The organism is Paramicrobacterium salitolerans (assembly GCF_051513965.1).
Classification (GTDB): domain Bacteria; phylum Actinomycetota; class Actinomycetes; order Actinomycetales; family Microbacteriaceae; genus Paramicrobacterium.
This window is the reverse complement of record NZ_CP195847.1, coordinates 252,253-265,206: the sequence shown is the minus strand read 5'-3', so window position 1 is coordinate 265,206 and position 12,954 is coordinate 252,253. Positions and strand designations below refer to the sequence as shown.

Annotated in this window: 15 protein-coding genes; 12 read left to right on the top strand and 3 right to left on the bottom strand. The window is 66.1% G+C overall.

Annotation, left to right across the window (positions count from 1 at the left end; all coding sequences use genetic code 11):
- Positions 1 to 9 precede the first annotated feature (9 nt).
- The 8 genes from ACSAGD_RS01245 (at position 10) to ACSAGD_RS01210 (ending at position 6,623) form a co-directional block, all read left to right on the top strand.
- The gene (locus ACSAGD_RS01245) at positions 10 to 1,275 is read left to right on the top strand and encodes an alpha-hydroxy acid oxidase (RefSeq protein WP_437583903.1); all 1,266 of its coding nucleotides are present in this window, start codon (positions 10 to 12) and stop codon (positions 1,273 to 1,275) included.
- Positions 1,276 to 1,541: 266 nt separating this feature from the next.
- Positions 1,542 to 1,916 carry a DUF4956 domain-containing protein gene (locus tag ACSAGD_RS01240; RefSeq protein ID WP_437583901.1) on the top strand — a complete coding sequence of 125 codons (375 nt, stop codon included), beginning with the start codon at positions 1,542 to 1,544 and terminating at the stop codon, positions 1,914 to 1,916.
- Between the two features lie 17 nt (positions 1,917 to 1,933).
- Positions 1,934 to 2,611, top strand: coding sequence for a polyphosphate polymerase domain-containing protein (locus ACSAGD_RS01235; protein ID WP_437583900.1), 678 nt, complete (start codon positions 1,934 to 1,936; stop codon positions 2,609 to 2,611).
- Between the two features lie 73 nt (positions 2,612 to 2,684).
- Positions 2,685 to 2,978, top strand: a complete 294-nt coding sequence (locus ACSAGD_RS01230; protein ID WP_437583899.1) for a hypothetical protein — start codon at positions 2,685 to 2,687, stop codon at positions 2,976 to 2,978.
- Positions 2,923 to 4,380 carry a sensor histidine kinase gene (locus ACSAGD_RS01225; protein ID WP_437583898.1) on the top strand — a complete coding sequence of 486 codons (1,458 nt, stop codon included), beginning with the start codon at positions 2,923 to 2,925 and terminating at the stop codon, positions 4,378 to 4,380. Before ACSAGD_RS01230 ends, ACSAGD_RS01225 begins: the two co-directional genes overlap by 56 nt.
- Entirely contained in the window at positions 4,377 to 5,039 is a 663-nt protein-coding gene (locus tag ACSAGD_RS01220; RefSeq protein ID WP_437583897.1) for a response regulator transcription factor, read from the top strand. The genes ACSAGD_RS01225 and ACSAGD_RS01220 overlap by 4 nt, the downstream gene beginning before the upstream one ends.
- Before the next feature lie 97 nt (positions 5,040 to 5,136).
- Positions 5,137 to 5,862: a DUF4956 domain-containing protein gene (locus tag ACSAGD_RS01215; protein ID WP_437583896.1), complete on the top strand. Its 726-nt coding sequence runs from the start codon at positions 5,137 to 5,139 to the stop codon at positions 5,860 to 5,862.
- The gene (locus ACSAGD_RS01210) at positions 5,859 to 6,623 is read left to right on the top strand and encodes a polyphosphate polymerase domain-containing protein (RefSeq protein ID WP_437583895.1); all 765 of its coding nucleotides are present in this window, start codon (positions 5,859 to 5,861) and stop codon (positions 6,621 to 6,623) included. The genes ACSAGD_RS01215 and ACSAGD_RS01210 overlap by 4 nt, the downstream gene beginning before the upstream one ends.
- Before the next feature lie 39 nt (positions 6,624 to 6,662).
- Here the strand turns inward: ACSAGD_RS01210 and ACSAGD_RS01205 are convergent, their stop codons facing one another.
- Positions 6,663 to 7,157: a MarR family winged helix-turn-helix transcriptional regulator gene (locus ACSAGD_RS01205; protein WP_437583894.1), complete on the bottom strand. Its 495-nt coding sequence runs from the start codon at positions 7,155 to 7,157 to the stop codon at positions 6,663 to 6,665.
- 89 nt (positions 7,158 to 7,246) lie between these two features.
- Here ACSAGD_RS01205 and ACSAGD_RS01200 point away from each other — a divergent pair, with 89 nt between their 5' ends.
- Both ACSAGD_RS01200 and ACSAGD_RS01195 read left to right on the top strand, forming a co-directional pair.
- The gene (locus ACSAGD_RS01200) at positions 7,247 to 8,164 is read left to right on the top strand and encodes an EamA family transporter (protein ID WP_437583893.1); all 918 of its coding nucleotides are present in this window, start codon (positions 7,247 to 7,249) and stop codon (positions 8,162 to 8,164) included.
- A gap of 132 nt (positions 8,165 to 8,296) precedes the next feature.
- Positions 8,297 to 8,929, top strand: a complete 633-nt coding sequence (locus tag ACSAGD_RS01195; RefSeq protein ID WP_437583892.1) for an NAD(P)-dependent oxidoreductase — start codon at positions 8,297 to 8,299, stop codon at positions 8,927 to 8,929.
- A gap of 12 nt (positions 8,930 to 8,941) precedes the next feature.
- Here ACSAGD_RS01195 and ACSAGD_RS01190 read toward each other — a convergent pair whose 3' ends face one another.
- Positions 8,942 to 9,694, bottom strand: a complete 753-nt coding sequence (locus ACSAGD_RS01190; protein WP_437583890.1) for a polyprenol monophosphomannose synthase — start codon at positions 9,692 to 9,694, stop codon at positions 8,942 to 8,944.
- A 282-nt stretch (positions 9,695 to 9,976) separates the two neighbouring features.
- Positions 9,977 to 10,834 (bottom strand): dimethylargininase, encoded by an 858-nt coding sequence (gene ddaH / locus ACSAGD_RS01185; protein WP_437583889.1) that lies wholly within the window; start codon positions 10,832 to 10,834, stop codon positions 9,977 to 9,979.
- 182 nt (positions 10,835 to 11,016) lie between these two features.
- On the opposite strand from ddaH, the gene ACSAGD_RS01180 reads away from it, so the two are divergent.
- Complete coding sequence (locus ACSAGD_RS01180) at positions 11,017 to 11,454, top strand: Lrp/AsnC family transcriptional regulator (protein ID WP_437583888.1); 438 nt, start codon at positions 11,017 to 11,019, stop codon at positions 11,452 to 11,454.
- A gap of 16 nt (positions 11,455 to 11,470) precedes the next feature.
- Entirely contained in the window at positions 11,471 to 12,925 is a 1,455-nt protein-coding gene (locus ACSAGD_RS01175; RefSeq protein ID WP_437583887.1) for a threonine/serine ThrE exporter family protein, read from the top strand.
- The last annotated feature ends 29 nt before the right edge of the window (positions 12,926 to 12,954 follow it).

The following is a 12,954-nucleotide window of genomic DNA, read 5'->3' as shown; positions in this document are numbered from 1 at the left end:
GGAATCACCATGGTCAAGCGTCAGCTTCCGAAACCATCTGAGATCTTCGAGCTCATGCAGTTCAAAAAACCCGAGCTGAACGCGCGCACGCGTCGCCTGAGCGCCGCACTGACGATCGGCGACCTCCGTGCGATCGCGAAGCGTCGCACCCCAGCTGCGGCCTTCGACTACACGGACGGCGCCGCCGAGGGCGAGATCTCGATGAACCGCGCGCGCCAGGCGTTCATGGACGTCGAGTTCCATCCGGACATCCTCCGTCCGGCTGCCTCGGTCGACATGTCGACGACCATCCTCGACGGGCCGAGCGCGCTCCCCTTCGGCATCGCACCCACCGGGTTCACGCGGCTCATGCAGACCGAGGGCGAGACCGCTGGCGCCGGCGCCGCGGCCGCTGCCGGCATCCCCTTCACCCTCTCGACTCTCGGCACGACTTCGATCGAAGACGTCAAGGCGACGAACCCGAACGGACGCAACTGGTTCCAGCTGTACGTCATGCGCGACCGCGAGATCTCCTATGAGCTCACGCGCCGCGCGGCCGCCGCGGGTTTCGACACGCTGTTCTTCACGGTCGACACCCCCGTCGCCGGCGCCCGTCTGCGTGACACCCGCAACGGATTCTCGATTCCGCCGCAGCTGACCCCCAAGACCGTCCTCAACGCCATTCCGCGGCCGTGGTGGTGGATCGACTTCCTCACCACGCCCAAGCTCGAGTTCGCGTCGCTGTCGTCGACCGGCGGCACCGTCGGCGAGCTGCTGAACGACGCGATGGATCCGACGATCAGCTACGACGACCTCGATGTGATCCGCGGAATGTGGCCGGGCAAGATCGTGGTTAAGGGTGTGCAGAACATCACGGATGCCGCCAAGCTCGTCGACCTCGGCGTCGACGGCATAGTGCTGTCGAACCACGGCGGACGCCAGCTCGACCGCGCCCCGATTCCGTTCCACCTGCTGCCGCACGTGCGCCGCGAGGTGGGTGCCGATGCCACGGTCATGATGGACACCGGCATCATGAACGGCGCCGACATCGTCGCGGCGGTCGCGCTTGGAGCCGACTTCACACTCATCGGGCGCGCCTACCTGTACGGCCTCATGGCTGGCGGGCGGCAGGGCGTCGACCGCGCGATCGAGATTCTGCGGGTCGAGATCGAGCGCACCATGAAGCTGCTCGGCGTCTCGTCGCTCGAGGAGCTCGAGCCGCGCCACGTGACGCAGCTGACGACCTTGACCCCGGTCGCGGAGCAGGCTGCCGCGGCGGCCGACGCGATCGCGTGACCCGTCGGGAGGGCTCGCCCCCGGCGGCCCTCCCACTACCCCTCGCGGCCCCTGCATGCGATGACTCTCTCAGCAGTGAGCGCGCTGGGAGCACGCCGCGAAAGAACTTACGAACTGAAAACTCTCCATCTGGAGAATTTATTTTTGGTGAAGACCCACAAGGAGCACACCAAATGACACTCGCCGTCGCGATCGCGACCGATCTGATTGCAATCACCCTCCTCGCCTGCGGGCTGTAGTTCCGCCGCCACCGTCGCCGCGACCTGATGCTCTCGTACATCGCTCTGAACGTCGGCATCGTCGCGGTCACGATCGCGCTGGAGTCCGTCGACGTCGGCCTCGGACTGGGCATCGGCCTGTTCGGCATCCTCTCGGTCATTCGCCTGCGCAGCGACCAGATCACGCAACAGGAGATCGCGTACTACTTCGTGTCGCTCGCCCTCGGCATCCTCGCTGGTCTGCACCCCTCGCCAATGTGGATCACACCGGCACTCTCCGCCTTGATTCTGCTGGTCATGCTCATCGTCGACAGCACACACCTCGCCGCCGATGCACGCCACCACACGATGACACTCGACCGGGCGATCGCCGACGAGACCGAACTGACCACGCACTTCGTCCCATCAGCCTCGACGAGCTGAACGCCCAAGCACGGCTCATGACGCGTGTGGACCGCAAATACTTCGTGCCGCGCGATCTTCTCGCAGCGATCATGACACGAGAGCTCACGGAGTTCCGCATGCTGCAGATCGATGGTGGGCGTGTGTTCGACTACCGCACGGTGTACTTCGACTCGCCCGATTTCGTCTTCTTCAGGCAGCACGCACAGGGTCGACGACACCGGTACAAGGTGCGCACCCGCACCTATGAGTCAGGCGACTGCATGCTCGAGGTGAAGTCGAAGGGCTACCGCGGACAGACCGTGAAGGAGCGCATCGACCACGATCCAGTGCGCCCCGAGCGCCTCGGCGAACGCGATCATCGGTTCATCGACTCGATCGTCGACACCGATCCGCACGCCCTGACCCCCGTGCTGCACACCGACTATCGTCGCGGCACGCTGTGCCACGGGTCCCAGCGCGTCACACTCGATCTCGACCTGCGGTTCTACAACGATCGCGCCTCCTTCGACGGGCCGGACTCGGTGCTCGTCGAGACCAAGACCGAGGGCAGCGCGGGGCCGCTCGACCGCGCGTTGCTGGGTGAGGGCATCCGCGCGCACTCCGTGAGCAAGTACTGCATTGCGGCCACGCTGCTCTACCCCCATCTCCCGGGAAACGCGTGGTACCGCACCATCCGCCGTCAGTTTCCCGACGCCCTGGCACTCGCCGCGTAGCCGCGCGCCTCACATGAGAGCTCTCTCATGTGAAACTCACCCGAGGGCGCCTCCGGTCGGCCAGACTGGGAGCATGGCTCGGTACACCTGGGTGGCGATTCCGGCCGCGGCGCTCATCGCGGCCGGAATATGGGTGTGCGCAGATGCCCTGACGGAGCCCACCGTGCCGAATCTGGGTCCCGCCGTTCACATCACACCGACAGGTGACCCCGACGACATCCACACAACGCCTCCTCCCACGGTCACGCCGGATGAGGGCGCCACCACTGTTCCGCCTGCACCGCCACGCGACGCGGGCGACGACGATCACGATGACGACGTGGACGATGACGATGACGATGACGACTGGGACGACGATGACGACTGAGCGTCGCCATGGCCTGACAGCTCGCGCGCGTATCCTCGGTTGGATTCTTCTCATCGTCGCGGTCGCCATCGTCGCGATCGTCGTGATCACAGGTCGCTCCGCGTTCACGCGAGTGGATGCTCAGATGAACGCCGAGCTCGTGCACGAGACCGAGAAGTTCCGGGCGTTCGCGTCGAAGCCGGATCCGTCGACCGGGCGCGAGTTCTTCACCGTGCGCGAACTGCTCACGAGCCACCTGCAGCACAATCTGCCGGAGCACACGGAGACGTTCTTCAGCATCATCGATGGCACCCCTGACAGGCGCAGCGTGGGCGACCCTCGTGTGCGGCTCGACGCCGATGCCGAGTTCGTCCGCATGGCGGCATCCGTCACGGAACCCACGACCGGACGACTCAGCACACCCGACGGCCCGGTGATCTACGGGATCCTCCCCGTCTCGGTCGAGGGCGACCCGTCGACGGGGCACCTCGTGATCGCCGAGTTTCCGGCCGACGAGTATGACGAGGCGTGGGCCACCATCTGGGTGATGTCGCTCGTCGCGGTCGGTGCGCTCGCACTCGCGGCCATCACCGGCTGGTTCATCGCCGGGCGAGTGCTCGCCCCGATCAGGGACGTCCGCGAAACGGCATCCCGCATCAGTGAAACCGACCTGGGTCGGCGCATCGACGTGGTCGGGACCGATGACGTCGCTCAGCTCGCGGAGACATTCAACAGGATGCTCGATCGCCTCGAGTCCGCGTTCGACGGTCAGCGCCGCTTTCTCGACGACGCCGGCCACGAGCTCCGCACCCCGATCACCATCATCCGCGGTCACCTCGAGGTCATGGGCGACGACCCGGAGGATCGCGAGCAGACCCTGCGCCTCGTGGAAGACGAGCTCGGGCGCATGTCACGCCTTGTGGACGATCTGATTCTGCTCGCGCGAAGCGAGCGCCCCGACTTCCTTGTGCTCGCGAGAACCGACCTCACCGACCTGGTCGTCGAGACCTTCGCGAAGGCGACCGCCCTCGCCGACCGTCAGTGGACGATCGACAACACCCCCGAAGCCTATGCCGTGGCCGACGAGCAACGACTGGCCCAGGCGCTGCTGCAGCTCGCCGCCAACGCAGTCGCGCACACAGAGACAGGCGATACGATCGCCATCGGCGGTCGCGTGAGCGATGACCGCCTGCTGCTCTGGGTGCGCGACACGGGCGAGGGAATCCCCGAGGAGGAGCACAAGCGCATCTTCGAGAGGTTCGCCCGCGCGGCAGCCGACAGCCGCGGTCAGAGCACGGGCCTCGGTCTCGCGATCGTCGCCCGCATCGCCCAGGCGCACGGCGGCAGCGTCGTCGTCGACTCGACCCCGGGTGATGGTGCCGCCTTCACCCTCGATCTGCCCCTGCACGAGGAGGAACAGTGAAGCGCATTCTCATCGCCGAGGACGAAGACCGCATCTCGTCGTTCATCGAGAAGGGCCTTCGGGCGAACGGCTTCCGCTCTGAGACGGTCACCGACGGCCACTCAGTCGTCGAGTTCGCGCGTTCGGGTGAATTCGACCTCCTTGTGCTCGACATCGGCCTGCCGGGGCTCGACGGCTTCAGTGTGCTGCGCCGCATCCGCGCGGACCGCATCGACATCCCCATCATCATCCTCACCGCCCGCGACGCGATCGAAGACACTGTGGCGGGACTTTCGGGCGGAGCCGACGACTATATGCGCAAACCGTTCTCATTCGATGAGCTGCTCGCGCGTGTGCGGCTGCGGCTGCGTTCGGAGTCCGCGGGCGAAGCGACCATTCTGAAGGTCGCGAACCTCTCCCTCGACCTGCGCACCAGGCGTGCCCTCGTGGGTGACGAGACGATCGAGCTGACCACGCGCGAGTACGCTCTGCTCGAGGTGTTCATGCGGCACCCCGATGAGGTCCTCACGAGGCAGCAGCTGCTCAGCCAGGTCTGGGGGTTCGACTTCGACCCCGGCTCGAACGTCGTCGACGTGTACGTGCGTTACCTTCGCGGCAAGCTTGGCACCGACCGCATCGAAACGGTGCGGGGCGCCGGCTACCGTCTGCGTGCTGTGTAGCTCGGCATCCACCCCACATGTGAGTTCTCTCATCTTCGACTCACCGTGGCGTTAATCCCGTCCCAAAGACTGAGAGTGAACAGACGGGAGAGAACTTATGTCGCTCATCATTGCGATCGCCACTGACCTCATCGCCATCACGATCCTGGCGTCAGCGCTGTACTTCCGCCGCCACCGCCGGCGCGATCTGCAGCTGTCGTACATCGCCCTCAACGTCGGCGTGCTGGCGGTGACCATCGCGCTGAGCTCCGTCGAGGTCGGCATCGGGTTGGGCATCGGTCTCTTCGGCATCCTGTCGATCATCAGACTGCGCAGCGACCAGATCACGCAGCAGGAGATCGCGTACTACTTCGTATCTCTCGCGCTCGGTCTGCTCGCGGGTCTGCGCCCCGAGCCCATCTGGGTGACGCCGGCGCTCTCGGCGCTCATGCTGCTCGTGATGTTCGTGGTCGACAGCCCGCACATCGCGCCACGGACCCGCCGCCACACGCTCACGCTCGACCGCGCGTACACCGACGAGGCCGCGCTCAAGGCACACCTCGAGGAGACCCTCGGTCGCGTCGCTCACGTCGAGGTGCTCGATGTCGACCTCGTGCGCGACACGACGCTGGTCGACGTGCGGTACAGCGCCCGTGCGCCTGAGAGCACTGCACCTCAGCCCCGCGCATCTCAGAAGGAAAAGAGCCACTCAGAAGGACGTTTTGCACGATTCCGTCCTTCTCTCGAGCACATCTCCTTCTCTGGCGCACGCGCCGACTCCGCGGATGCAGCACCCGCCGAGTCCGTAGACGGTGTGCCCGCCGAACGCGAGGCCGTGCGATGAGCTCAACGACGATTCTTCGCGGACCGTTGGAAGCACTCGACCCGATCAGCCTCGACGAGCTCAACGCGCACGCCGAGCTGATGACGCGCGTGGATCGAAAGTACTTCGTGCCGCGCGACCTGTTCAGCGGGCTCGTCGATCAGGCGAGCGATGAGTTTCGGGCGCTCGAGATCGACGGCATCCGTCTCTTCGAATACCGCACCATCTACTTCGACAGCCCCGATTTCCGGTTCTTCCGCCAGCACGCGCAGGGGCGCCGCCACCGCTTCAAGGTGCGCACGCGCACGTACTGCGAGTCGGGCGACTGCCGCCTCGAGGTGAAGTCGAAGGGCTATCGCGGGCAGACGGTGAAGCAGCGCATCGCGCACGATCCGGAGCATCCCGGCCAGCTCGGACCGGAGGCCATCGAGTTCATCGAGTCGATCACGGGCGAGGATGCCTCGCAGCTGCGCCCCGTGCTCGAGACCGTGTATCGTCGCGCAACGCTCTGCCACGACGACCAGCGGGTGACGTGCGATGTCGACCTGACGTGCGTGTCGGGCGACGACGTGCACCGCGGGCCGGAGGACGTGCTCGTCGAGACGAAGACCTCCGGGGCACAGGGCCCGCTCGACCGGATGCTGCGCGACTCCGGCATCCGCCCGCACTCGGTCAGCAAGTACTGCGTCGCCGCCTCGCTGCTCTATCCGCACCTGCGGAGCAACGCGTGGCGCCGCACGATGAACCGCTACTTCGGCGCGCCGATGCGTCCGGTGGCGTAGCGTCGCGGCATCCCCGCTGCCTCGCCTGAGGCATGCCTGTCACCCGCGTTCGTGCGCGGTCAGCAGGTGACTGAGGATGCCGGCGAGCGCATCGCGCTGCTCGGCGCTGAGGCTCTGCAGCATCCGCTCTTCGTTGTCGACGTGCTCAAGAAGCGCGTCATCGACGACCTCGCGACCCTCGGGGGTGAGCCGCACCCGCACCGAGCGCCGGTTGCCGGGGTCGACCTCTCGGGTGACGTAGCCTTTCGCGACAAGGCGATCGAGCCGGTTGGTGATGGCGCCCGATGTGACCATCGTCTGCGCCGTGAGTTGGCCCGCGGTGAGCCCCTCGCCCGCGGGATCGGCGCGAACGAGCGTCGCGAGGATGTCGAACTCACCTCTCAGCAGGTTGTGCCGGGCGAAGACCTCGCGTATCGCCGCATCATGGATGTTCTCGAGTCGCGAGATGCGCCCGATGATCCCCATCGCGCTGACATCGAGGTTCGGCTTTGTGGCGTTCCACTGCGCGATGATCCGGTCGACGCTGTCTGCCATCTGCAACCTTTCAACGTTCAACTATTTGACGCCGAGTGTAGCTCCCTCTATTATCTCAGCCCTAAACTGTTTAACGTTAAGAGATAGAGATGAAACCGCTGCTCATCCTGCTGACCGCACTCGCGCCCACCGTGTGGGGCACGACCTACATCGTCACGACAGAGCTGCTGCCCGCGGATCACCCGCTGTTCGCCTCGCTCGTGAGGGCGCTGCCTGCCGGGCTTCTCGCCATCGTGATCGCGCGGCGCCTGCCCCGGGGCTCGTGGTGGTGGAAGTCGGCTGTGCTCGGGACCCTGAACATCGGCGCGTTCTTTCCGCTGCTCTTCCTCGCCGCGTACCGACTCCCCGGAGGCGTGGCCGCGACGCTCGGTGCGTTCCAGCCACTCATCGTTGCGCTGCTGGTCGTGCCGGTGCTCGGCGAGCGCCTCTCGCCGTGGCGCCTCTTCTGGGGAGTCGTCGGGCTCGGCGGCGTCGCACTCGTGGTGCTGCGCTCGACCGCAACGCTCGACGTCGTCGGAGTCATTGCGGGGCTCGCCGGACCGGTGTCGATGGGTCTCGGTGTCGTGCTCACGAAGAAGTGGGGTCGCCCGGAGGGCGTATCGGGGCTGGCTCTGGCTGGCTGGCAGCTCGCCGCGGGAGGGGTCGTACTTCTGCCGATCACCCTCGTGTTCGAGGGGGTTCCCGCTGTGATCGACGCGCAGGCGATCGGCGGATACGCGTGGCTCGGCATCGTCGGCGGACTGATCGCGTACACACTGTGGTTCAACGGAATCCGCCGCCTGCCGGTCACCGCCGCCGCTGTGCTCGCGCTGCTCTCGCCGCTCGTGGCCGCGTCGCTCGGCGCTCTGCTGCTCGGCGAGACGCTCACGCTCGGTCAGCTCGTCGGGTTCGCGCTCGCTCTCGCCGCGATCGTCGCCTCGCAACTCGTCCCGCCAGCAGAGCGTCGGCGGCAGCGGCATCCCACACCCACCCCGCCCCGCGCTATTTGTTCGGGTTCGCGCTACTGAATTTCCTGTAGCGCACGTCCGAACAAATAGCGCAGTGGAAATGCTCCGCACGTCATCCGCGCGGGGCATCCAGTACGTCATCTTCACGAAACAGATCCACGCACCACACTCACGCACTAGAAAGGTCACCTCATGAGAATCGCCGTCCTCGGAGCATCCGGCATGATCGGCTCACGCATCGTCGCGGAAGCAGCGCAGCGAGGCCACACCGTGACAGGGCTTTCGCGATCCGCGCAGCACGCCGAAGGCGCATCGCAGACGGTCGCAGGGGATGCCTCTGACCCAGGCACCGCTTTGGCCATGGCACGTGAACACGACGTGCTCGTTCTCGCCACGCGTCCCGCGCCGGGCGACGAGCACGCCGTCCGCCCCGTCACCCGGACCGTGCTCGCCGCCGCCGAAACCGCGGGACGACGAGTCGTCGTCATCGGCGGATCCGCGCCGCTCACCCATCCGAGCGGACACGGCCGGGTCATTGACGATCCGAGCCTTGTGCCCGCCGAATGGCAGCCAAGCGCACGAGCGAGCCTGGAGCAGCACGCCGAGTGCCAACAGTCCTCCGCCGACTGGATCTACCTGAGTCCGCCGGCAGTGATCTCACCCGGCACCCGCACGGGACGATACACGCTCGGCACAGACACCCTGCTCGTCGATTCCACGCACGGTTCGCGCATCAGCCCGGAAGACTTCGCCGTCATGACCGTCGACCGCATCGAGGCGACGCCCGACGGCATCCGCCACCTGACCGCGGTCAGCACGGTCTGAGCCGCGCCGCCGTCACGAGCGGCGCAGCCGAGCCGGCAGCGCGGCGACGCCCCACATCGTGACGCGCCAGATCGCCTCGAAGACGATGCCGCCCGTCATCTTGGAGCGGCCCTGCGTGCGTTCGACGAACGTGATCGGAACCTCGATGATGCGAAGACCCGCTCGATGCGCGCGCCAGAGCATGTCGACCTGAAAGCCGTAGCCTTGGCTGTGCACCTCGTCGCGCGGGATCCGTCGCAGCGCCTCGGCCGTGAAGACTCGAAATCCGCCGGTCACGTCGCGGTACGGCATCCCGAGCACGGTTCGCGCGTACGCACTGCCACCGCGCGAGAGCATCCGCCGGTGCCAGGGCCAGTTCTCGATGCCGCCGCCGGGGACCCAGCGCGAACCGAGCACGAGGTCCGCCGATTCAGCGGCCTCCAGAAGCGCGGGCAGCTGCTCCGGCTGGTGGGAGCCGTCGGCATCCATCTCGACGAGTCGGTCGTAACCGCGCTCGAGCCCCCAGTCGAAGGCGTCCGTGTACGCAGCGCCAAGGCCCTGCTTGCCGGGTCGATGCAGGACGTGAATCTGCGAATCGGATGCCGCGAGCTCGTCGGCGATCTTTCCGGTGCCGTCCGGAGAGGCATCGTCGGCGACGAGGATGTGCGCGTCGGGAGCCGCCGTACGCACGCGCTCCGCGATCGAGGCGATGCCCGCACGTTCGTTGTAGGTCGGAATGATGACGAGCGTGTGGGCCACGGCATCCTCCCCCAGTGTCGAACGCACGGCGTCAGACTCACGCTCGCGCGGCACTCAAGCCTACCGGGGAGCGACTGTGCCTTTGCGAAGCATCCACACCTCGCACGCCCCCGCAGAGTGCCCAGCTGATGCCCAACCAGTCCGCTGCGGCTCCAGGCTCGCGCTGCAGTTTCGGGCTTGCGCTACAGTTTCCGGCTTGCGCTACAGTTCCGGGCTTGCGCTACAGGAATTTCTGTAGCGCAAGCCCGAACAAATAGCGCGGTTAGGGAGGTGGTGCGAGAGGTGGTGGGTTGGGCTGCAGGATGCCGATCAGCGACGCAGCTCCAGCGTGCAGCACTTCACTCCACCGCCACCGAGCAGCAGCTCGGAGAGATCCACCCCGATCGGGTTGTAGCCGCGCTCCCGCAGCTGCGCCTCGAAGCCCGTCGCACGCTTCGCGATCACGACGTTGTAGCCGTCGGAGATCGAGTTGAGACCGAGAATGCGGGAATCCTCTTCGCTCACGTGAATCGCATTCGGGTAGCGCTCCTCGAGAAGAGCCAAGGATGCCTCGTCAAACGCGCTCGGAAGGTAGGCGATGTTCGCGTCACGATCACCCGTGAGCGGGTCGAGAACCGAGATCGCGGTGTCGAGGTGGTAGAAGTTCGGGTTCGTGAGCGTGAGCGACAGCACCTCGCGACCATAGAGATCCGCGAGCTCCTTGTGACTGTCTGTCGTGCTGCGAAAGCCGGTTCCCGCCAGGATCGTGTCACCGACCAGCAGAAAGTCACCCTCGCCCTCGTTGATGTTCTTCGGCTCAACGACGTCGAAGCCGTGGTCCGCGAACCACTGCATGAACGCCGGGCCCTCAGGCTGACGCTCGGGGTACGTGAAGCTCGCGCCATACGCGGTTCCGTCGATGATGAAACCCCCATTGGCGGTGTACACCATGTCGGGAAGCCCCGGAATCGGGTCAATCAGTTCGATGGTGTGGCCGAGCGAGACGTACGTGTCGTACAGGCTCTGCCACTGCTCAACCGCGCGGGCCGTGTCCGTCGGATTGGCGGGCTCCATCCAGGGGTTGATGCGATACGAGACCGTGAAGTGCTCAGGTCGGCACATCAGATACGTGCGAGGCTGCGGTGTGCGCTTGCTCGTCGGGGCGGTCACGGTGTCGGTGCTGGTCATAGCGTCTCCAGTGAAATACGTGGATCGGCGGACGCTGTCCTCTTGGCCCGGGCGCTGTCAGCTCCGGGCACGCCTCCTTTACCAGTGTTGCACCGCTCCCGCGGCGGAGACTCCACAACGCACGCACTTTTCCTGCGCAAACGCCGAGAGAAACGCACATTTAGATGATTACCATGAACGACATGGACAACATCGACCGCGGAATCATCGATCAGCTCAGGCAGAACGCCCGTGCCGGATACGGGGATATCGGGCAGGTCGTCGGGCTCTCGGCATCCGCTGTCAAACGACGTGTGGACCGCCTGGTGGCCGACGGTGTGATTCGAGGCTTCACGGTGCAGGTCGACCCCGCGATCGATGGCCGTCAGACCGAGGCGTACGTGGAGCTCTTCTGCCGCGGCACCGTCGCACCCGACGAGCTGCGCCAGATGATGATGCACGTTCCCGAGGTCGTCGAGGCCTGCACGGTCTCGGGCAGCGCCGACGCGATGGTGCACATCCGCGCACGGAACCTGCCCGCCTTGGAGGACGCTCTCGAGAAGGTTCGGGTCGCCCCGAACGTCGACCACACGCGTTCGTCCATCGTCATGTCCCGCCTGATCGACCGCCCCATCGACTGAGATCTAACCTGGAAAAGTGAGTCACGAGAGCAGCAGAAAGCAGCGCAACCTCCGGCTGCGGATGAGCAGGTCGCTCGCCGACCTGGCCGGCGGAATGGTGCGCGGAATCGGGATGCCCACGCAGCGCATCGCACTGCCCGGAAGCGACGACTCCGTCTCGCAGAGGCACGCGCGCTCGGTCATCGAGCTGTGCCTCCGCGTCGGCGAAGCGATGCTCGCTACGGGAGCGTCGTCCGCGGACGTCGTTGCAACCTGCATCCGCCTGAGCTCCAGCTTCGGCATCACCGGGATGCACGTGGACATCGCGTTCACGTCGATCACGGTCTCGGTCCACCGCGGTCTCGATGAGGACCCGATCTCGGTCATGCGCATCGTGAAAGCCCGCACGACCGACTACACGCGCCTTCGTGACGTGTACCGGCTGATCGAGGAGATCACGGAGTCACCCGAGCCCGTCGATCCAGACGTCGCGCGACGTCACCTCGGGGAGATCCTCGTGCAGCCGCATCCGTACCGCCGCTGGGTGGTCGCCGCAGGAAAGGCGATCCTTGCCGCCGGTGTCGTGGTGATGTACGACGCGAGCTTCGTCGTGATCGTCGCGGCGGCACTCTCGGCGATCGTCGCCGACATCGTGACGCGGCGCCTCGAGAAGTGGGGCGTCTCGGCGTTCTTCGTGCAGATGGCAGCCGCGGTCGTCATCACGATGTTCGCCTCAGGGCTGTACTGGGCGAGCAACATCGGCATCGAACTTCCCGGAAACATCCAGCCGACGGTGATCGTGATCTCGGGAATCATGCTGCTTCTGTCGGGCATCGGCCTGACGGCATCCGCCCGCGACGCCATCGACGGGTACTACATCACCGCCTCCGCGCGCGGGCTCGAAGTGCTTATGATGACACTGGGGCTCACCGTGGGCATCTCGCTCACCATCGGGTTCACCATGCGGCTCGGCATCCCCATCGAAGTCGGCACATCACTCGGTCGAACCGACAACATCTTCGCGGGCATGGCCGGCGCCGGTCTCATCGGCATCGGCTTCGCCCTCACATCGTACGTGCGGCTCATCATCGCGCCGATCATGGCGGCCCTGGCGAGCATCGTCTTCGCGGTGTTCTTCATCGTGCAGCCGTTCCTCCCCGACCCCGGACTCGCACCCGGAGTCGCCGGAGTGGTCGCGGGTGTTCTGAGCTACCTCGTGTATCGCTGGATCACCGTGCCTGAGGCCGCCCTCACCATGGCGGGGATCATCGGTCTCATTCCGGGTCTCACCGTCTACCGCGGACTTTTCACCCTCATGGACGGACCACAGGGAATCGTGGCTGCGCTCACCGAGCTGTTCACAGCGCTGGCGGTCGGCATCGGCCTGGCAGCCGGAACCACGATCGGCGGGCACGTCACCCGCCGGGCCTTCGGCCTCGACCGGGCGGCGCGGCAGTCGATGCGCCGCACACGCAACAATCACTCCCGCTGAGGTGGGGCCGCCCCGACCGCGGACAGAGC